Genomic DNA, 20,703 nt, shown 5'->3' on the forward strand with positions numbered 1-20,703 from the left:
TTACGGTTTAGGTTGATAGTTTGCAAATTGTTCCGGTGTGCCACAAAGCGAGAGTAGATTTATAAGTGCCACATCATATTCATAATACGCTGCCAAACGAGCTACTCTTACACTGGCAAGCATGGTTTCAGCATCAATAACCTCGGTAGAGGTTGCCATCCCTTCTGTGAAAGATTTCTTTCGGATACGAACCAGTTCTTCGCTTAAAGCAATTGTTGCATTTAGAGCTTTTACATTATCCTGTGCCTTTTCCAACTGCGTATAAAGTTTATCTACACCAACAGCCAAATCGTCGCGAGCCTTCATCTGTCCCAAAGCCAGTGTTTGTTCCGTCAATTTCGATTGCCGTACTTTCTTCTCCCGATCCAGTCCGTCAAAGAGATTCCATGTAAAACCAATACCTATCATGGTACGTGGCAACAAATTACTCTGAATACCATGCGAATACAAGGTCTGTTTTCCGAAAAGGGCTATATTCGGCAGATACCCGCTTTGAGCAATCCGTACTTCTTGTTTGGCAATATGTTGCTGTAACTGTAATTGATTGAGCGTATAGTTTCCGCTGTTTACAGAAAGATCAAAAAGCATTTTAGGTGGTAGTGAATCATTCATAAAAAGGGGAGAGGTAGGAATGATATTAGCATCTGTATCCTTTTTATTTAGCAAGACTTTTAAAGCACTTTGCACTACTGTTTCTTCTTTCCGCGCAGCTTCCAATGCACGTTTGGCTTCGTCCATATTTACTTGGGCAAAAAGTCTGCCTGCTTTGTCAATCATTCCTGCTGCCTCTAATTTCAAGGCATTTTCATAATGTTTCTTCAATCCGTTATAAGTTTCTTCACGAACAGTTACTATTTGTTGTGCCAGCCGAAGCCCATAATAACTTTCAACCAACAGGTTTTGCTGGTTAGCCGATACCTGTGCCCGACTTTCTCGTGCCAAGTCGACCATCGTTCTTCCGATATTGGTGGCACGAAAACGTTTACCACCGGAAAAGAGCACCCACTCGGCTGATAAATCAACAGTAGTCAGGTTTCTGGGAGTCAGGGGAAACACCAGTGTGTTGGCTCCAATTTGATCTAGTATGGATGAAATGACCTGATCATCCGGAATAATGGAATGTACAAAGTCTTTAGCCGGATCAGTAAACTGCGATAGGGGCTGTTTTACTTCAATCTTCTCCGACATGTGCACAAACGCACCCGTAGACTGAAGACTGGGATACCAGAAAGCATTCAGTTTATCACGTTCAGCCTTCGCAATCTCAATACTCTTATCTGCAATTTTCAAACTCTGATTTCCCTGATTCAGCAGATGCAGTGATTCTTCAAAACTTAATGGTGTCTGTGCATCTATCTGACTGATGGAGAAATACAAAGTCAATAGTATAAAAAGTCGCTTATTTTTTTTCATACTGGTTAGGTTATATCTGATTTCGAGATATTCTAACAGATGAAAAGAGAGGTTTGTTCACGCTCTTTCAGTTCCAGTCCTTTTTTCATCAAAACAAAAGAGTAAAAGCAACTTTGACATTACTTTTTTCTTTCATTAAAATTTCTGTGATTTTATTTGAGATATAAAAATTATGTTTACCTTTGCATCACCGTTTCATAAGGCTTTTAAGTCGGGAAACACAGTAAATATGCGGTAATAGCTCAGTTGGTAGAGCACTAGCTTCCCAAGCTGGGGGTCGCGAGTTCGAGCCTCGTTTACCGCTCTTTTGAAAATCAGACAGTTAACTTAAATACACTGCCTGATTTTTTTATTTCCAAGCCCCTTTTCTATTGAAATACATATTATAGAGGAAAAGAAACAAAACATGACTTTAGAAAATTAATGCATGAAGAATAGGGCAATTCATGCATTTTTCGTATTTTTGCACCCTGTTTTAACACTCAAGAAAACTTTAAATAGAAAAATATAATGGCAAAAGAACTGAAAGACCTTACCAAACGTAGTGAAAACTACTCACAGTGGTACAACGATTTGGTGGTAAAAGCTGACTTGGCAGAACAGTCTGCTGTGCGCGGATGTATGGTGATTAAGCCTTACGGATACGCCATCTGGGAAAAAATGCAACGTCAATTGGATGATATGTTCAAAGAAACAGGACATGTAAACGCATACTTCCCGTTATTAATCCCGAAATCATTCTTAAGCCGCGAAGCTGAACACGTAGAAGGTTTTGCTAAAGAGTGTGCCGTTGTAACGCATTATCGCTTGAAGAATGCAGAAGACGGTTCAGGAGTTGTAGTAGATCCTGCAGCTAAATTGGAAGAGGAATTAATTATCCGTCCGACATCAGAAACAATCATCTGGAATACTTATAAGAACTGGATTCAATCTTACCGTGACCTGCCTATTCTTTGCAATCAGTGGGCTAACGTTTTCCGTTGGGAAATGCGTACACGCCTTTTCCTGCGTACTGCTGAATTTCTGTGGCAAGAAGGCCATACTGCTCATGCTACTCGTGAGGAAGCGGAGGAAGAAGCAATCAGAATGCTGAATGTATATGGTGAATTTGCAGAAAAATATATGGCCGTTCCTGTTGTAAAGGGAGTAAAATCAGCCAACGAACGTTTTGCCGGCGCACTTGATACATATACAATTGAAGCCATGATGCAGGATGGAAAAGCGTTGCAGAGTGGTACCTCCCACTTCCTGGGACAAAACTTTGCAAAAGCATTCGATGTTCAATTTGTTAATAAAGAAAACAAGTTGGAGTATGTTTGGGCTACTTCATGGGGCGTTTCTACCCGTTTGATGGGGGCATTGATTATGACTCACTCGGATGATAACGGATTGGTATTACCTCCGCATTTGGCTCCGATTCAGGTAGTGATCGTTCCTATCTATAAGAATGACGAACAACTGAAACAAATCGATGCTAAAGTAGAAGGCATTGTAGCGAAACTGAAAGCATTAGGTATCTCTGTTAAATATGACAATGCAGATAATAAACGTCCAGGCTTTAAATTCGCCGACTATGAATTGAAAGGTGTACCTGTTCGTTTGGTTATGGGTGGTCGCGACCTTGAAAACAACACCATGGAAGTGATGCGCCGTGATACACTGGAAAAAGAAACAGTTACTTGTGAAGGCATTGAAATGTATGTTCAGAACTTGCTTGAAGAAATGCAGGCTAATATCTACAAGAAAGCATTGGACTACCGTAACTCCAAGATTACAACAGTAGATACCTACGACGAATTTAAAGAAAAAATCGAAGAAGGTGGATTTATTCTGGCTCATTGGGACGGAACTACTGAAACAGAAGAAAAGATTAAGGAAGAAACCAAAGCAACCATTCGTTGTATTCCGTTCGATTCATTTGTTCCGGGAGACAAGGAACCGGGTAAATGTATGGTAACAGGCAAACCATCTGCTTGCCGCGTGATATTTGCACGTTCTTATTAAATAGAAATCACACATAATTATAAAAAGGATGGAAACGATTCAATCGCTTTCATCCTTTTCTTTTTCCATCCATATTATATTATTTGTGACCTGTCCTAATAGTTCATAGGACATTCAATAGTTATTTCAAACTCTTTTTTCAATCCATTTCAGTTTTATTTCAGAAATATCCCTTTTCTTTGTAGCTGTAAAAAAGAAAGGAGACAAAGTTATGAAGATATTGATTGTAGAAGACGAACCCTCTTTAAGAGAACTGATTCAATGTTCACTTGAAAAAGAACGTTACGTTGTGGAAACAGCCAGTGACTTTAATTCTGCTCTACGCAAAGTTGAAGACTACGACTATGATTGTATCTTATTGGACATCATGCTACCGGACGGAAGCGGACTTGATCTTCTTGAACGACTGAAAGCTCTCCATAAACGGGAGAACGTAATTATTATTTCCGCAAAGGACTCCTTGGAAGACAAAGTTTTGGGACTAGAACTGGGAGCAGACGATTATTTGCCAAAACCATTTCATTTGGTTGAACTAAATGCACGAATTAAAAGCGTGATTCGCCGTCATCAGCATGACGGAGAAATTGATATCCGCCAAGGTAATGTACGAATAGAACCGGATAAATATCGTGTATTTGTCAACGATCAGGAAGTGGAGCTAAATAGAAAAGAGTATGACATCCTGTTATATTTTATCAATCGTCCCGGAAGATTAATCAATAAAAACACTTTGGCCGAATCAGTATGGGGAGATCATATTGACCAGGTTGACAATTTTGACTTCATATATGCACAGATTAAGAATCTTCGCAAAAAGCTCAAAGATTCGGGTGCAAATATTGAAATCAAAGCGGTCTATGGGTTTGGGTATAAAATGGTAGTAGAATAAAAAAAAAGAGAATATTGTCCATGAAATTAATATATTACATCATTCTTCGTATTACGCTTGCTTTGACCTTCATACTGACGGTCTGGGCTATCTTTTTTTATGTTACGATGATTGATGAAGTCAACGATGAAGTGGATGACGCTCTGGAAGATTATTCGGAAACCATCATTATCCGGGCATTGGCAGGAGAGGAGCTACCTTCTAAAACCAACGGCTCCAACAATCAATATTATATGATGGAAGTAAGCAAAGAATATGCAGAAAGCCGGGAGGATATTCAATATAAAGACTCTATGGTATATATTGAAGAAAAAGAGGAAACCGAACCGGCACGTATTCTTACTACTATCTTTAAAGACGATGAAGGACGATACCACGAACTGACAGTATCAATTCCCAGCATTGAAAAAGATGATTTGAGAGATGCCATCCAAGTATGGATTATATTTTTGTATGTAGCTCTGTTATTCTGCATTATTATCATTTCCGTATGGGTGTTCTATCGGAATATGCGACCGCTCTATGTGCTTCTTCATTGGCTGGACGGTTATCAAACAGGAAAAAAGAATAAGCCGTTGAGTAACGAAACCCAAATCACGGAATTCCGAAAATTAAATGAGGCTGCTATTCGTTATGTAGAACGTACGGAGCAGATGTTCGAACAACAAAAACAATTTATCGGAAATGCTTCACATGAGATACAAACTCCACTTGCTATCTGTCGTAACCGATTGGAAATGTTGATGGAAGATGATTCGTTATCAGAAAAACAACTGGAAGAGCTGATGAAAACCCACCAGACTTTAGAATACATCACTAAATTAAACAAATCTCTACTATTGCTTACTAAAATTGACAATGGCCAGTTTACGGATACCAAGCAATTGGAACTAAATGGACTTCTCAAACAATATCTGCAAGATTACGAAGAAGTTTACGACTATCGTAACATAGAAGTAACTATCGATGAACAGGACATTTTCAATGTGACAATAAACGAATCTCTGGCTGTTGCTTTACTCACGAATCTCCTAAAAAATGCATTTGTACATAACATTGACGGGGGACATATCCGGATCACTGTCACCAAAAACAGTATTACTTTCCGAAATTCAGGAGTAAAAAATCCGTTGGATAAGGAACATATCTTCGAACGTTTCTATCAAGGAACTAAAAAGGAAGGATCTACAGGTCTGGGACTAGCAATAGCCGATTCTATCTGTCGTTTGCAACACTTGAGTATAAGATATTACTTCGAACAGAAAGAGCACTGCTTCGAGATTTCCAGACAATAATTTTTTATTCAGAAAACACAAAGGACACGGAGTAAAAAGTGAATAACCGATCGGTAATCATCATCTGATCTATCAGCTGTATTCATTTAACTTATTTCTCTGTGTCCTTTGCGTCTTTTATGGTGAGTCAGTTATCGGGATCGTATTTCTCTCCTCATAAACATGATATAAGAGATAGCGAAACAGATAACTGTTGCTGCAATCAGTCCCGTCAGTTGCGGCCATACGACTAAAAGACTTTGTCCCAACGGAAGCGGACTGGGAATAGCTCCCTGAACCTGTTCCATAGTCAATGGTCCCAAACTTCTAACAGAAGGCATCAATAATGTAGTGGTAGCTTCATTAAACAATTCACTCGGTGCCAAACGCATCAATCCCAAAATAAACTTTTGATAACTGATAATCTGATAAGGCGACGCCATCTGTGACGGACTCAAACCTTTTGCCACCAAATTAACAATCATGGTATAGAATACGCTAAAGAACAACCAAACAGCCACCGATGCCAATGCAGAAGTCGCTGCCTGACGAAAACGAAGTGAAAACAAAATAGCTAAATTCAGCCAAAATGCTACATAAAAGATACTGGTAATGATGAAGAAAACAATTCGCCAAAACTCTTCTGCTGTAGGAGGAATGCCAATGGCAATCAATCCACAGCCCATTACCAAAAAGCCCAATACAAACAGCATGATACCTATTACAATTAGAGCAGCCACAAACTTCGCGTTGATAATGCAATCACGATGAATAGGCTGGGACAGCATACGGCTCAATGTTCCTTTATTTTGTTCGGAATTGACTGCGTCAAATCCTAAGGCGATTCCTAATAAAGGTCCTAAGAAGTTAATAAACAGTACAAAAGAGGGGAGAGTCCCATCTGAAACCGTAAACAACTTCAAAAATAAAAACGAGCCGTCCGGATCATTAGGCTTGATAGCTTCACCAATATTTGTGAGTGCTGTATATAGCGATCCCATGCAGGTAAGCGCTATAATACCTATTAATATAATGAACCGCCAACTTTTGACATGGTCGGAAATTTCCTTGTTGACGATCACCCAAAAAGGATGATTGACTTTATTCATGTCTTTCTCCTCCTTCCTCAAAATAATGGTTATAAATATCAGACAATTCCTGTTTCTTGTCTTTCAGTTCTGCCATATCGATCAACGCAAGTAATTGGCCATTACTAAACAAACCAACCCGGTCGCATACTTTCTGTACCTGATCCAAGTGATGGGAAGAGAAAAGTACAGTCAACCCCTCTTCCTTACTCAACCAGCGAATCAGTTCGATAAACTCCTGAACACCAGCCGGGTCAATTCCTGAAGTCGGTTCATCGAGGATAATAATCTCCGGATTTTTAATAAGCACATCAGCCAATCCCAACCGCTGTCTCATACCACGAGAATATTTTCCGGTCTTTTTGGTTAACTGTTCTTCAAGGCCTACCCGCTTCATCAGTTCCATAGCTTTGGTTTTCGCCTCCTTATCAGGAATACCATTTAATCGCGCTGTATAGATCAAGTTCTCCGGTCCTGTCATATCATCATAAAATCCTACATCTTCAGGCAAATAACCTATCCTCCTTTTTACTTCAATAGGATGAGTGGTAGAATTTATTCCACAGATTTCAACTGTTCCCGAAGTAGGCTCCGTCAACCCTAGCATCATTAAGATAGTAGTTGATTTTCCGGCACCATTCGGTCCCAGCAATCCGAAGATTTCCCCTTTCCGGATATTCAGGCGAATATGATCTACAGCAGTGAAATTACCATATTGTTTGGTCAAATCGGTAAGTACGATCACTTGTTCGCCCATCATTTACCTCCTTCCATATTTACGGAACAGATAGTAAACCACACCGATAGTAGCAATGATGATAAGCACACCTACCCATCCCCATATCATCGGAGTTTTTACCGCAATTCTGAACTGCGCATCGGCATTTACTTCAGGAGTTTTAGCCATGATAGTAGTCACATAGTCCCCGGGCAGCGCTTTTTTAGAAGCTTTCAAAGTAGCCATTACCGTTGATGTCTCTCCAGCTTTTAATGCGTCAACCTTTGAAGGTTCAAAAGTAACTTCCCAGTCTGCAGGTTTATTGGCAGACAACTGAATGTCTTTCAGTAATGAAGAACCGGTGTTTCTTACTTCCAGCTCTAATTTCTTCACATCACCAGCTGTGACATCTGTGCTCAATAATCCGCGAGGAGTAGTCAGTTCCATTTGATAAGAACCAGTGACAACTACCTCCAGTTCCAATTCGGCAGAAGTTGTACCTGTAGCAGCACGTACCGGAATTTTATAGCTACCGGCTTCTACATTGGCAGGAGGGGTAATATCTATACTTACATTTTGTGTACTGTTTGCCTCTACTTGTGCAGAAGTGGCTTGTTTGTAGTTCGGTTTAAAAACGACATTCCACCCTCTGGGGGCATTAGCCATCAAAGCATATAGTTGCTGATCGGCGGTCTGATTCTTTAAAGTAGCACTGAAAGTGAAGGTTGACTTCGAATTTCCCTGCATGTTGGGCTGGTCAGTAGTAAATTCGGTTTGGTACGTTCCTTTTTGGGCAACCACCACATTCAAGGGAAGTTTAGCGTTTCCGGCATATACCACAAAATGATAATTGCCTTTATTCACTTTTAATGGAACTTCGACTTTTAAATTAAAAGTCTTTTTCTCTTTGGGAAGTACCGACAACTGGCTAAGACTCCAGCCACCGGATTTCATTTCGTGTTTCCAACTGGCGGATAATCCGCTGACAGAAAGATTCGCATTCGTCAATTGGTCCGTGTTGTTGATAAGATCAATACTGTAATCAATTGACGCTCCGGGCGATACGGAGATTTTTGTGTAAGGTGTGTACAGAATCACGCTTTTCGGTATTGAATCATTGGCGTGTGTGTAACTCATGGGAATAACCCCCAATAGAATAGCTAATAATAAAAAATAATTTGTTCTCATAGTCATAAAAAAGTTCTTATGGTTATTTAATATGAATATCGTCAAATTCGTGTGTGCAAAAATAAACGATGTGTATATTAGTAGTTTTAAAAGAATCCTAAAGAATCTAATTTCAGGAAGAAATTATAGTGACGCTATCCTTATGGGATGGTGACGGTATCCTTTATAGATAGTGACGCTATGTTAACAGGATAGCGTCACTATATTTTTATGAGATTTTTTTCGATAATTCTCAAAATTCCCAAATCTTTTCAGATTCTCCTTTCATCTTTGCAATGCGAAATTAATAATAGTAGTAAAAACCAATATTTAAAAAACAACGATTATGAAAAAGTTAGTATTCTTATTAGTATGTTTTTTTACTTTGCAAACAGTAGCTCGTGCAGATGACGACAAACCTATTCAGGTAACTCAAATGCCACAACAGGCACAGCAGTTTATCAAACAGCATTTTGCCGACAGCAAAGTAGCATTAGCCAAAATGGAAAGTGATTTCTTCTATAAAAGTTATGAAGTGATTTTCACTAATGGCGATAAAGTAGAATTTGATAACAAAGGAAACTGGGAAGAAGTGAATTGCAAATATAGCGCGGTACCTACAGCTATTATCCCTGCAACAATTCAAAAATATGTAACGACCAATTATCCCGATGCTAAAATCCTGAAAATAGAGAGGGATAAAAAAGATTATGAAGTAAAACTGTCCAACCGTACGGAATTGAAATTCGACTTGAAATTTAATTTGATTGATATTGACTTCTAAACCTTTTAAAATAGAACAAAGATGAAACTAAAGATTTATACACTCTTACTGGCACTTTGCGTTACATGGAGCCTACAAAGTTGTGATAACGACGACGATAATTCAATTGCTGTTCCTACCGAACTTCAAAACGCATTTGCATCTAAATACCCTAATGCTGCAAATGTGAAATGGGAAACTAAGTGCGGATATTATGTAGCAGATTTCTATGATGGATATGAAGCATCTGCATGGTTTACCCAAGATGGAAAATGGCAAATGACGGAAACGGACATTCCTTACAATGCATTACCGCAAGCTGTGAAAACTTCTTTTGAAAAGAGTGAATATGCTTCGTGGAAACAAGATGATGTAGACAAATTGGAGCGGACAGGCGTTGAGACTATTTTCGTAATTGAAGTCGAAAATCAGAACCAGGAGATAGACTTATATTATTCTGCGGACGGAACTCTGATTAAAAGTATCGTAGACACTGATGATGATAACACCGGTCATCTTCCCGTTCAATTGACTGAAGCAATGAGAAACTTCATTAATGAAAAATATCCGAATGCCAAAATCATGGAAATAGATGTAGAAGATGATAGAAATGACTGGGATTTCGGATATACGGAAGTGGATATCATTCATAACGGAATATCAAAAGATGTTTTGTTCGATCAGACCGGAGATTGGCATTCTACTTCATGGGAAGTACGTCAAAATGAACTGCCCGAAGCTGTCAAAAATACGATTAATAATCAATATGGAGAATATCGTTTTGACGAAGCGAAACGTATTGAAAAAGCAGATGGCACCATCTATTATCGGATTGAACTGGAAAAAATGAATGTAGATCTTGAAGTAAATATCAATGAAGACGGCATTGTCATCCCATAAAAAAGGATGCACATGCTCCTGATTACATAATTCTCACATATAATGAACGATGACATATCCGCCTGGAATCATGTCATCGTTTATTATATGTTTATTGTTGTTGCGAATGATTTCTCTTTACTGCCGATTTGGCTGTTTTATCAGTGATACTGTCCGTTTGATGCGTTTTCACCTTTTCTGCTTCTTCCCGTTTGCGCTTATTACGCAACCGCCATTTATTCCAAAAATAGAGATCACTCCATTTATTGAAGTCCTTCTTGTACATGATACCTACTCCCTGTGTAGTCAGATTTGTTTTTGTATAATAGCGGTCATTCGTCTCATTATAAGCCTTTAAGCGTATATCTCCCGAACGGGTAATCAACCATTCTGCTTCAAAGTCTCCTACAAAGTTAGTATTAGCCATCGGATTATCCCGATAACCGAAGTTTCCGTTTATCAATAAACGATTATTCAATAATTGTCCCGATAGAATACCTTCTACTTCCATATCCGTCCAACCTTTATCACCCGTACTCAAATTCGTACCTATATTCCAGTTATTTGTTTCAAAGACTTGTGAAAGTGCATTGTTCAACTGGCCGGAGAGGGTAGATGAGAGCACCGAAGACATCACATTCGAATTTTGATTATTATTCCGTGCATCTTCCGTATAAAACTTACCAATACCCAGCAGGTAAAGGATCTGCATATTCATCTGTTCTTCCGTACTGATATAGTTACGCACCAATGTTTGTATTTCATCCCTTTCATTTGGAAGCTCTATGCCCAGCTTGATAGTCGGACGTACCAGCATACCACTTAAATTCATGATACAATTTACACGTACATTGGGTTGTTGGATAATAGCCGAAGCATCCGGTATCAAGTCATTCAAGGAAGCAGAATTCACTGTATATGAAGCTTGTATATCCATGTTAGCATCCAGAGGTGCTCCATTGAACGTTATTGTGCTTCCATCCTTGATTATAAAGTCCTTACGGATTACTTCCTGCAAGCTGAATTTATATACTCCCTGATTAATCCGATAATTACCAAACATCTTCACATCACCCTTATTATAAAATTCCGTTCGAATATTTCCCGTACCTTTTCCGCTAATATAGTCTCCAGCAATAGGGTCCATGATAATTCGCATGGTGGCATCGGGAGTTGCATCCACCAGAATATTCAAACGGATATCCGTTTTCTGCTCTTCTTCTGCCTGACGTTTTTGCTGTATTTGTTCGTAATATGAGATTACCTGAATAGAATCCTGAATAGTACGACGGGGGGTTTTATCTACAAACTTAATAAACTGATTACTGGTAGCCGATGCTACACTGCCATTAATATAAGTAAAGGTAGTATTTCGGTTGGTTGTCATAGCCACGTTTACGTCCAACCCTTGTGTGGCATTTCCGGCAAGTAATACATTTCCGGTACCGTATACCGTACCATAGAAAGGCATATCTGCCGATTCCTTCGTATTCATCACAAGCATATTATTTGCCTGTATCTCAAAACGATAGTTTAAGTTCTTAAAATGCTGGAAATGCAAATATCCGTCCATTCTTCCCGAATGTCCTTCCATGTCGGATATATGTATATTATTAAATGTCAATCCGGTAGGAGCTAGATGAATCGTGTCTTTTACAGCAAAATGTGTGTTCAGAATATCAAACTTCATGGAAGCGTCTGTCATAACCGCACCATCCAAATTCAATCCTTTGAATTTTCCATAGAAATGTACTTTTCCCGTCCCACGTCCTTTAATATCATTGGCAATAGACTTCATATAATGTTCGAGGAATTTTAAGTTCAATTCATTTGCTTCAATATTTAAATCAAGTCCGCTCTCGGGTTTCAATGGATAAATAATACCTGTGACACGTGACGGAGAAGGGGATATGTCCTGAATGGATGCATCCAACCGGATACCTCTATTTTCGTTATCCCACTCACCATAAATATCCAAATCACCCAAGCGACCCTGATTAAGTGAAAAGTTCTTTATATATAAACGGGTATTCATAATAGGTTTCTTTAGCACTCCGCTTGCATAAGCTGTTCCCGTTGCATCACCTTCAAAATTCACATCGTCGGATATGCTTGCAATATCAAATACATATCCCATATTTATATCTTTTAAATCAACCTTTACAGTATCTTTAGGATTCTCGGAGAGCCGGCCGTTAATACGTACATATCTATCCTGATGGCTAAAGTAGAAGTTATTCACATCCACCCTGCCTGAATCGACCACCACTTGTGAAGCATGTATCTTCCAAAGAGTATCGTTTAAAATAACATCAGTAGGTTTTACATCCACCATCGCTTTCAACAATGGTTTTTCCCCGCTTGTACGTAGAAATTTGGCAACGGCAGCCAATTGCCCGCTATATGTCACTGCAGCATTATTCCCCCAATTCAATGTCGTACTGACATTATCATCTTTAGCTTGTGCATCCAAGGATAGATTGACTGCCCCTTTCTTTTTCAAAGAAGTCAAACGAACCTGTGCACGAATATGATCTGCAGGATTCTCGCACAGAATCATGCCCGACTCAATAAAGTTATTTTTATATTGCAGACGGGGAAAATATCCTTCTACACGCAAGCGTTGTAAGGCATCATTGAAATATCCCTTCAATGTGGAATGAGTGTACACTGTCAACGGTATATCAAAGATTGTAGATAAAATGTCCATATTATATATATGTACGTCAAACAGAAAATTGTTATGTGTTTCAATCGGCTTCTTGGGAGGTAATATTAAAGACGGCACATACTTCCGCATAATATTCAGAATACTGGCAGGTAATGTGTGGTACTGGAATTTACCTTCTATACTTGCTTTCAGGAATTCAGAAGTCAATCTTAGTTGGTTCTCGCCGTTCTGTTTGGTAGCCCGGATATTCATATTCTGCATAAAATATGCTTTATCCGGAGCTGTAAATTCCAAACTATCCACATTGATTTCTCCAATCATCTCATCCACTGATCCACCTGTGAAATTAGCTTTCAGTTTTAAAGAGAACTCCGCATCTGGGTATTTAGTCGTAAGATTCAAATCATGTGGACGTACTTTGTTGACTACTGCAAGAAAATTAAAAGTAGGCACTTTAGACGTAACATTTACATCTCCATTCAGATAAATCGATCCATTAGGGTCATCCAACGCCACTTTACCATTAAATCCACCTTGTTTGTATTCTCCATCCAATGTGATATTTTCATATCTATATCTGCTATAATCTACCGAAGCGATCAATCCTTTCAATTCCACAGCTGGCAATTGCCCGGTAATGTGCCGCCCATGTACATCCAGATTGAAAGTGATTTCTTCCAACTTCTCATTATCCAATAACTTACCTAACTGGAAATCTTCAGTTTTGACAGCACCGGAATATGCAAACAGTCCTTTAGCCTTGTCAGAACTCAATTTTAAGTCGGTTTTTACATTTCCAAGGCTCGTTTGTAATTGCCCGTAAGTAACTAGGTCCGTAAAGTATCCTGAAATCTCTCCCTGAAAACTTACATTTCCCAAACGTTCGAGAAGCGGAGGAACTCCATTATAATTGTGACTCAAATTACGCACTAAGAAGCCGACTCCACGAGTATTGGCCGAAAGCTCGGAAAGTGTTCCATATACATACGCATCTTGTGGACGCGACAAGTCCTGAAGCGACACATCCCCTCGCAAACGAAACTGGCGGTCGTCGGCCGTAATTTCCAAATGCGAACAAGTCAACTGGTCCACAGTTCCCTTCACCTCCATATCCAATGTCACCGGTTCCTTGAAATGCGATAGGATAGGAACAAAAGGAGAAATATCTTTTAGAGTAACTTGCGACGGCAAAGTACGGAAAGAGAAATGCACTTGTTCTGTAAAACGGTCAAAAGCTTTCAAACTATCATACTCTAAATGAATGGTATCCAGCTTAAGAGATGTTTCGGGCAACTCTATAGTAAAATTATCAATGTTTGTCTGCTTGTCATTGGCAACCAGTTTCAAACTCATTTTTTTCAAAGAAAAGCCGGATGCCTTTTCATCAAGGCTCAATCGCTTGATTCCTAAATTCAAAGAGTCCTTACTTAAGGCTTTCAGCGATATATTGGCTATGATATTTTGAAGCTGAATATGCTTGGCGTTAAATTTTCCCGGTGTTTCCTGTTCCGATAACACATGATAGGACATCCTTCCACGACGAATCAGGATGGAGTTAATTCGTAAATCAAGTGAACTTTCTCTCTTTACTGTATCTTTGGAAGCAAAAGCATCCAAAACAAATTTAAAATTAGGAGGAGACTCCGGAGTCTCTTTCCGGAGATCGATATTAAATCCGAAGAGCTGAACACTGCTAATGGATATCTTTCCTTTAAAGAAAGGCATAATATCAAACTTGGCGGATAAACGAGTGACTTTGAGCATTTCCTGACCACTTTGATCGTCAAGCAATACATCATCAATAATAATACGGTTCAATAGACCGATATTAATTCTACCAATCACTACCTTTGTGTTTAAAACTTCGGAAAGTTCTTTAGCCACAAATACACTCATTGTTTGCTGAATGCTTGGTATATTCAGCAAAACAATAGTCCCGATATATACTCCCAGTACAATACCAACTACCCAGCGTACAGTCTTTTTCAGCGTTCTGATATGCGATAACTTTTATTTTGCGAACAAAAATATAAAATAGTTCGTTACGAATCGTAGTTTTATGATTACTTTTGCACCGTTTAATAGTTTAAATACTTATGAGTGCAATAATTTTAGGAATTGAATCCTCCTGTGACGATACGTCGGCAGCCGTAATCAAGGATGGTTATTTGCTGTCAAATGTGGTATCAAGTCAAGCCGTACATGAAGCATACGGTGGAGTAGTACCCGAGTTGGCTTCACGGGCACACCAACAAAACATCGTACCGGTAGTACATGAAGCATTAAAACGTGCCGGTGTCACCAAAGAAGAGTTGAGCGCAGTAGCTTTCACTCGTGGTCCAGGATTGATGGGATCTTTGCTTGTCGGAGTCTCCTTTGCAAAAGGATTTGCTCGTTCCTTAAACATTCCAATGATTGACGTTAATCACTTGACCGGACATGTTTTAGCTCATTTTATTAAAGCAGAAGGAGAGGAAGAAAGACAGCCTGCTTTCCCATTTCTTTGCTTGCTGGTATCCGGAGGAAATTCACAAATCATACTGGTAAAAGCCTATAATGATATGAAGATCCTCGGACAGACTATTGACGATGCGGCAGGTGAAGCAATTGATAAATGTTCTAAAGTGATGGGACTTGGCTATCCGGGTGGACCAATCATTGACAAATTAGCACGCCAGGGAAATCCGAAAGCTTTTACATTTAGCAAACCGCATATTCCCGGTTTAGATTACAGTTTCAGCGGATTGAAAACTTCCTTTTTATATTCATTACGCGACTGGCTAAAAGATGATCCGGATTTTATAGAGCACCATAAAGTGGATCTTGCAGCATCATTGGAAGCTACTATAGTGGACATTCTGATGGATAAATTACGGAAAGCTGCCAAAGAATATAAAATTAATGAAATAGCAGTAGCCGGAGGAGTTTCCGCAAATAACGGATTACGCAATGCTTTCCGAGAACACGCCGAGAAATATGGTTGGAATATTTTCATCCCTAAATTCAGTTATACTACCGATAATGCAGCAATGATTGCCATTACCGGATATTTCAAATACCTGGATAAGGATTTTTGTTCTATTGATCTTCCGGCTTATTCGCGTGTGACATTATAATAAGTATACCTTATATATAATAGGATAAAACTAAGAAGTATGTTTGCCGAAATAATAACCATTGGCGATGAACTGCTGATAGGACAGGTTGTCGATACTAATTCTGCCTGGATGGGACAGGAATTAAATAAAATAGGTATTGAGGTTCTTCGTATTGTTTCAATCCGTGACCGGGAAGAAGAAATCATGGAAGCGATTGATAATGCGATGGAAAGGGTGAATATTGTTTTAGTAACCGGAGGACTCGGACCTACCAAAGACGATATTACCAAACAGACTTTATGTAAATACTTCCATACGGAACTGGTTTTTAACGAAGAAGTATTCGAAAACGTAAAACGGGTACTAGCAGGAAAAATACCAATGAATGCACTCAATAAAAGCCAGGCAATGGTCCCGAAAGATTGTATGGTAATAAATAACCCTGTGGGAAGTGCTTCTGTCAGTTGGTTCGAGAGGGATGGCAAGGTACTTGTTTCCATGCCGGGCGTTCCACAAGAGATGATTGCTGTGATGACAGAAAGCGTGCTACCTAAGCTGCACGATAGGTTTCAAACGGATGTTATTATGCATCAAACATTTCTCGTACAGCACTATCCGGAATCTGTATTAGCCGAAAAGTTAGAATCGTGGGAGAACACTTTACCGGAATGCATTAAATTGGCATATCTACCCAAACTTGGCATTATTCGTCTTAGACTGACAGGACGAGGACAAAACAGAGAAGAAGTAAAAGTTCTTCTTGAACGTGAAAAGTTAAAATTAGAGGAAATACTTGGTGAAGATATTTTCAGTGAAGAAGATACACCATTGGAGGTTATAGTCGGTGAGCTTTTAAAAAAGAAGAAATTGACCGTTTCCACCGCAGAAAGTTGTACCGGGGGCAGTATTGCCGCACGGTTGACTTCCATCGCCGGCAGTTCTGAATATTTTAATGGAAGTGTAGTGGCCTACTCTAATGAAGTGAAAATGGGGCTTTTGCACGTTTCCTCCGAAACTTTGGAACGATATGGAGCTGTCAGTGAGGAAACTGTGATTGAAATGGTAAAAGGTGCGATGAAAACATTAAAAACAGATTGCGCTGTTGCTACTTCAGGGATAGCAGGCCCTGGAGGTGGTACTCCGGAAAAGCCGGTGGGAACTGTATGGATAGCTGCTGGTTATAAAAACGAAATTCATACTTACAAGCAAGAAACAAACCGCGGAAGAGGCATGAACATTGAAAGAGCTGGCAATAATGCCCTATTAATGCTCCGTGATTTACTCAAATAAAGAAAAATAGGTGCCTGTAAGTGAATTATTTTAAGAAATTCTTGTTTTATACGGATAAAAGTGCTTACTTTGCGTCCTGTTTGAAATAAGTATAGATATAAAACTATAAAAATAAGATAGAAATGTCGAAGATTTGTCAAATTACCGGAAAGAAAGCCATGATTGGCAACAATGTTTCACACTCAAAGAGAAGAACTAAAAGAACCTTTGATTTGAACTTGTTTAACAAAAAGTTCTATTATGTAGAACAGGATTGTTGGATCAGCCTTAGCCTTTGCGCTAACGGGTTGCGTATTATCAACAAAAAAGGACTGGATGCTGCGCTGACTGAAGCAGTGGCTAAAGGTTATTGTGATTGGAAAAGCATTAAAGTAATCGGCTAAACGTAGAGGAGAAAACTTACAATGGCAAAGAAAGCAAAAGGTAACAGAGTACAAGTGATTCTGGAATGTACAGAACACAAAGACAGTGGAATGCCGGGAACATCTCGTTATATCACAACTAAGAACAGAAAGAATACTACAGAAAGACTTGAGTTGAAAAAATACAACCCAATTCTGAAGAGAGTAACAGTACACAAGGAAATTAAATAATAAAAGTAGTATAACCCATGGCAAAGAAAACAGTAGCAAGTTTGCACGAAGGTTCAAAAGAAGGTCGTGCTTATACCAAGGTTATCAAAATGGTAAAATCTCCGAAAACTGGAGCATACGTTTTTGATGAACAAATGGTTCCGAACGAAAAAGTACAAGACTTTTTCAAAAAATAATCGAAATAGCATATACGCTATAACTGCAAAATCCTCTCATTGGTGAACAATGAGGGGATTTTTTATTGCTTCTTTTTTTACTTTTCCAATCCTTTGTTATATCTTTGTAGCAAATGTATTATACAAACAAGTGTCAATATGGGATTTTTTAGTTTTTTTTCAAAGGAGAAGAAGGAGACTTTAGATAAAGGATTATCTAAAACCAAAGAGAGCGTATTCAGTAAGATTGCTCGTGCTGTGGCTGGTAAGTCAAAAGTAGACGATGAAGTATTAGATAATCTGGAAGAAGTACTGATCACATCTGACGTAGGTGTAGAAACAACTTTAAATATTATCAAACGCATCGAGAAACGCGCTGCGGCTGATAAGTATGTGAATACTCAAGAACTGAATCTTATATTACGTGACGAAATAGCAGCTTTGCTTACCGAAAACAACTCGAATGATGTAGCTGATTTTGACGTACCCATCACAAGGAAACCTTATGTAATTATGGTTGTGGGAGTGAATGGAGTAGGGAAGACTACAACTATCGGCAAGCTGGCTTATCAATTCAAAAAAGCAGGCAAATCGGTTTATTTGGGAGCAGCCGATACTTTCCGCGCTGCAGCCGTAGAACAGTTAATGATTTGGGGAGAACGGGTAGGGGTTCCTGTTGTTAAACAGAAAATGGGAGCGGATCCTGCATCTGTGGCTTATGACACTCTTAGTTCTGCCGTTGCCAACAACGCAGATGTGGTTATAATCGATACAGCCGGTCGCCTGCATAATAAGGTGGGCTTGATGAACGAGCTGACCAAAATCAAGAATGTGATGAAGAAGGTTGTGCCCAATGCGCCGGATGAAGTTTTATTGGTATTGGACGGTTCCACCGGACAAAATGCATTCGAACAAGCCAAACAATTCACTCTGGCAACCGAAGTAACTGCCATGGCTATCACTAAACTTGACGGAACCGCTAAAGGTGGTGTTGTGATTGGTATTTCCGATCAATTCAAGATTCCTGTTAAATATATCGGGTTAGGTGAAGGTATGGAAGACCTGCAAGTATTCCGTAAAAATGAATTCGTTGATTCCTTGTTTGGAGAGAATGCATGAAAAGAAAGAGAATAGATATTATCACTTTAGGATGCTCTAAAAATTTGGTTGACTCCGAACAGTTAATGCGCCAACTGGAAGAAGTCGGATATAGCGTAACCCATGATACTGAAAATCCACAAGGAGAAATTGCAGTAATCAATACGTGCGGCTTTATTGGTGATGCCAAAGAGGAGTCCATAAATATGATTCTGGAGTTTGCTGAAAGAAAGGAAGAAGGGGATTTAAAGAAACTTTTCGTGATGGGTTGTCTTTCCGAACGTTATCTGAAGGAATTGGCTGTTGAGATACCGCAAGTAGATAAATTTTATGGCAAGTTCAATTGGAAGGAGCTTTTACAAGATTTAGGAAAGGTCTATCATGATGAGTTATATATCGAACGGACATTGACAACTCCCCAACACTATGCTTACCTGAAAATTTCAGAAGGGTGTGACCGCAAATGTTCTTATTGTGCCATTCCCATTATTACAGGACGCCATATCTCCAAACCGATGGAGGAAATTTTGGACGAAGTACGATATCTGGTATCGCAAGGCGTGAAAGAATTTCAGGTGATCGCACAGGAATTGACTTATTATGGGATCGATCGGTATAAGAAGCAAATGCTTCCGGAACTGATTGAACGTATTTCCGATATCCCTGGCGTGGAATGGATTCGGTTGCATTATGCCTATCCGGCACATTTCCCTACGGATTTATTCCGGGTTATGCGTGAACGCGATAATGTATGTAAATATATGGATATTGCTCTTCAGCATATCAGTGACAATATGTTGCAATTAATGCGTCGGCAAGTGAGCAAAAAGGATACTTACCGACTAATTGAACAATTTCGTAAAGAAGTGCCGGGCATTCACCTGCGAACAACTTTAATGGTAGGACATCCCGGAGAAACCGAGGAAGACTTCGAAGAGCTTAAAGAGTTTGTGCGCAAAGTACGTTTCGATCGGATGGGAGCTTTCGCATATTCCGAAGAAGAGGGAACTTATGCTGCAGAATCATACGAAGATTCTATTCCACAAGAGGTTAAACAAGCCAGACTTGATGAATTGATGGACATCCAGCAAGGTATCTCGGCAGAATTAAGTGCGGAAAAAATCGGTAAACAGATGAAAATTATCATCGACCGTTTGGAAGGAGATTATTATATTGGACGAACAGAATTTGATTCACCGGAAGTAGATCCGGAAGTGCTGGTTAAGCGTTCAGAGAGAGAACTTAAGATCGGACAGTTTTATCAGGTGGAAGTGACGAATGCAGACGATTTTGATTTATATGCAAAGATTATAAATGACTATGAATAATAAGGAATTTACATCCGAACTAGCGGAAAGATTGGGATACACAATCAAGGATACTTCCGAATTGATAGGTTCTTTGTTGTCCAGCATGACACAAGAATTGGAAGAAGGTAATGTGATTGCAGTTCAAGGATTCGGCTCTTTTGAAGTTAAAAAGAAAGCGGAACGAATTTCAATCAACCCGGCAAGTAAACAACGCATGTTGGTTCCACCCAAATTAGTGCTATCTTATAGACCTAGCAATACATTGAAAGATAAGTTTAAATAAATAATTTCCC

Annotated in this window: 18 protein-coding genes and 1 tRNA gene; 14 read left to right on the top strand and 5 right to left on the bottom strand. The window is 39.2% G+C overall.

Annotated features, from left to right (window positions below; all coding sequences use genetic code 11):
• Entirely contained in the window at positions 1 to 1,413 is a 1,413-nt protein-coding gene (locus tag LPH68_RS06300; protein ID WP_117808861.1) for a TolC family protein, read from the bottom strand.
• A 231-nt stretch (positions 1,414 to 1,644) separates the two neighbouring features.
• Here LPH68_RS06300 and LPH68_RS06305 point away from each other — a divergent pair.
• The 4 genes from LPH68_RS06305 to LPH68_RS06320 all read left to right on the top strand — a co-directional run bounded on the left by LPH68_RS06305 (position 1,645) and on the right by LPH68_RS06320 (position 5,601).
• Positions 1,645 to 1,717: transfer RNA gene (locus tag LPH68_RS06305), tRNA-Gly, on the top strand.
• Between the two features lie 206 nt (positions 1,718 to 1,923).
• Complete coding sequence (proS, locus tag LPH68_RS06310; protein ID WP_120068437.1) at positions 1,924 to 3,417, top strand: proline--tRNA ligase; 1,494 nt, start codon at positions 1,924 to 1,926, stop codon at positions 3,415 to 3,417.
• Positions 3,418 to 3,628: 211 nt separating this feature from the next.
• Complete coding sequence (locus LPH68_RS06315) at positions 3,629 to 4,306, top strand: response regulator transcription factor (RefSeq protein WP_007752797.1); 678 nt, start codon at positions 3,629 to 3,631, stop codon at positions 4,304 to 4,306.
• A 20-nt stretch (positions 4,307 to 4,326) separates the two neighbouring features.
• Positions 4,327 to 5,601 carry a cell wall metabolism sensor histidine kinase WalK gene (locus tag LPH68_RS06320; RefSeq protein ID WP_230296883.1) on the top strand — a complete coding sequence of 425 codons (1,275 nt, stop codon included), beginning with the start codon at positions 4,327 to 4,329 and terminating at the stop codon, positions 5,599 to 5,601.
• Positions 5,602 to 5,732: 131 nt separating this feature from the next.
• On the opposite strand, the gene LPH68_RS06325 is transcribed toward LPH68_RS06320, so the two are convergent.
• From LPH68_RS06325 to LPH68_RS06335, 3 genes are read right to left on the bottom strand one after another with little or no spacing between them, the layout of a single operon-like run.
• Positions 5,733 to 6,689: an ABC transporter permease gene (locus LPH68_RS06325; RefSeq protein WP_007752792.1), complete on the bottom strand. Its 957-nt coding sequence runs from the start codon at positions 6,687 to 6,689 to the stop codon at positions 5,733 to 5,735.
• Positions 6,682 to 7,425: an ABC transporter ATP-binding protein gene (locus LPH68_RS06330; RefSeq protein WP_004314352.1), complete on the bottom strand. Its 744-nt coding sequence runs from the start codon at positions 7,423 to 7,425 to the stop codon at positions 6,682 to 6,684. The genes LPH68_RS06325 and LPH68_RS06330 overlap by 8 nt, the downstream gene beginning before the upstream one ends.
• 3 nt (positions 7,426 to 7,428) lie before the next feature.
• Entirely contained in the window at positions 7,429 to 8,580 is a 1,152-nt protein-coding gene (locus LPH68_RS06335; RefSeq protein ID WP_004314353.1) for an NEW3 domain-containing protein, read from the bottom strand.
• A gap of 319 nt (positions 8,581 to 8,899) precedes the next feature.
• Between LPH68_RS06335 and LPH68_RS06340 the strand changes: the two genes are divergently transcribed.
• Together LPH68_RS06340 and LPH68_RS06345 are read left to right on the top strand one after the other, a co-directional pair.
• The gene (locus LPH68_RS06340) at positions 8,900 to 9,337 is read left to right on the top strand and encodes a PepSY-like domain-containing protein (RefSeq protein WP_008019169.1); all 438 of its coding nucleotides are present in this window, start codon (positions 8,900 to 8,902) and stop codon (positions 9,335 to 9,337) included.
• Between the two features lie 21 nt (positions 9,338 to 9,358).
• A complete protein-coding gene (locus LPH68_RS06345) occupies positions 9,359 to 10,216 on the top strand; it encodes a PepSY-like domain-containing protein (RefSeq protein WP_004314355.1) in 858 nt (285 codons plus the stop codon).
• Positions 10,217 to 10,307: 91 nt separating this feature from the next.
• Here LPH68_RS06345 and LPH68_RS06350 read toward each other — a convergent pair whose 3' ends face one another.
• Positions 10,308 to 14,762, bottom strand: coding sequence for a translocation/assembly module TamB (locus LPH68_RS06350; RefSeq protein WP_008771030.1), 4,455 nt, complete (start codon positions 14,760 to 14,762; stop codon positions 10,308 to 10,310).
• A gap of 200 nt (positions 14,763 to 14,962) precedes the next feature.
• On the opposite strand from LPH68_RS06350, the gene tsaD reads away from it, so the two are divergent.
• The 8 genes from tsaD (at position 14,963) to LPH68_RS06390 (ending at position 20,693) form a co-directional block, all read left to right on the top strand.
• Positions 14,963 to 15,982, top strand: coding sequence for a tRNA (adenosine(37)-N6)-threonylcarbamoyltransferase complex transferase subunit TsaD (gene tsaD / locus LPH68_RS06355; protein WP_074704672.1), 1,020 nt, complete (start codon positions 14,963 to 14,965; stop codon positions 15,980 to 15,982).
• 39 nt (positions 15,983 to 16,021) lie between these two features.
• Positions 16,022 to 17,254, top strand: coding sequence for a competence/damage-inducible protein A (locus LPH68_RS06360; protein WP_004314358.1), 1,233 nt, complete (start codon positions 16,022 to 16,024; stop codon positions 17,252 to 17,254).
• Between the two features lie 122 nt (positions 17,255 to 17,376).
• Positions 17,377 to 17,637 (top strand): 50S ribosomal protein L28, encoded by a 261-nt coding sequence (gene rpmB, locus LPH68_RS06365; protein ID WP_004314359.1) that lies wholly within the window; start codon positions 17,377 to 17,379, stop codon positions 17,635 to 17,637.
• Between the two features lie 21 nt (positions 17,638 to 17,658).
• A complete protein-coding gene (gene rpmG, locus LPH68_RS06370; protein WP_002560155.1) occupies positions 17,659 to 17,847 on the top strand; it encodes a 50S ribosomal protein L33 in 189 nt (62 codons plus the stop codon).
• Between the two features lie 17 nt (positions 17,848 to 17,864).
• Positions 17,865 to 18,023 carry a DUF4295 domain-containing protein gene (locus LPH68_RS06375; protein WP_004295982.1) on the top strand — a complete coding sequence of 53 codons (159 nt, stop codon included), beginning with the start codon at positions 17,865 to 17,867 and terminating at the stop codon, positions 18,021 to 18,023.
• A gap of 138 nt (positions 18,024 to 18,161) precedes the next feature.
• Positions 18,162 to 19,121: a signal recognition particle-docking protein FtsY gene (gene ftsY / locus LPH68_RS06380; protein ID WP_008019172.1), complete on the top strand. Its 960-nt coding sequence runs from the start codon at positions 18,162 to 18,164 to the stop codon at positions 19,119 to 19,121.
• Positions 19,118 to 20,428 carry a 30S ribosomal protein S12 methylthiotransferase RimO gene (rimO, locus tag LPH68_RS06385; RefSeq protein ID WP_004314361.1) on the top strand — a complete coding sequence of 437 codons (1,311 nt, stop codon included), beginning with the start codon at positions 19,118 to 19,120 and terminating at the stop codon, positions 20,426 to 20,428. Before ftsY ends, rimO begins: the two co-directional genes overlap by 4 nt.
• Positions 20,421 to 20,693 carry an HU family DNA-binding protein gene (locus LPH68_RS06390; RefSeq protein ID WP_004314362.1) on the top strand — a complete coding sequence of 91 codons (273 nt, stop codon included), beginning with the start codon at positions 20,421 to 20,423 and terminating at the stop codon, positions 20,691 to 20,693. The genes rimO and LPH68_RS06390 overlap by 8 nt, the downstream gene beginning before the upstream one ends.
• Positions 20,694 to 20,703: the final 10 nt, after the last annotated feature.

Source organism: Bacteroides sp. 1_1_30 (assembly GCF_020982715.1).
Taxonomy (GTDB): domain Bacteria; phylum Bacteroidota; class Bacteroidia; order Bacteroidales; family Bacteroidaceae; genus Bacteroides; species Bacteroides xylanisolvens.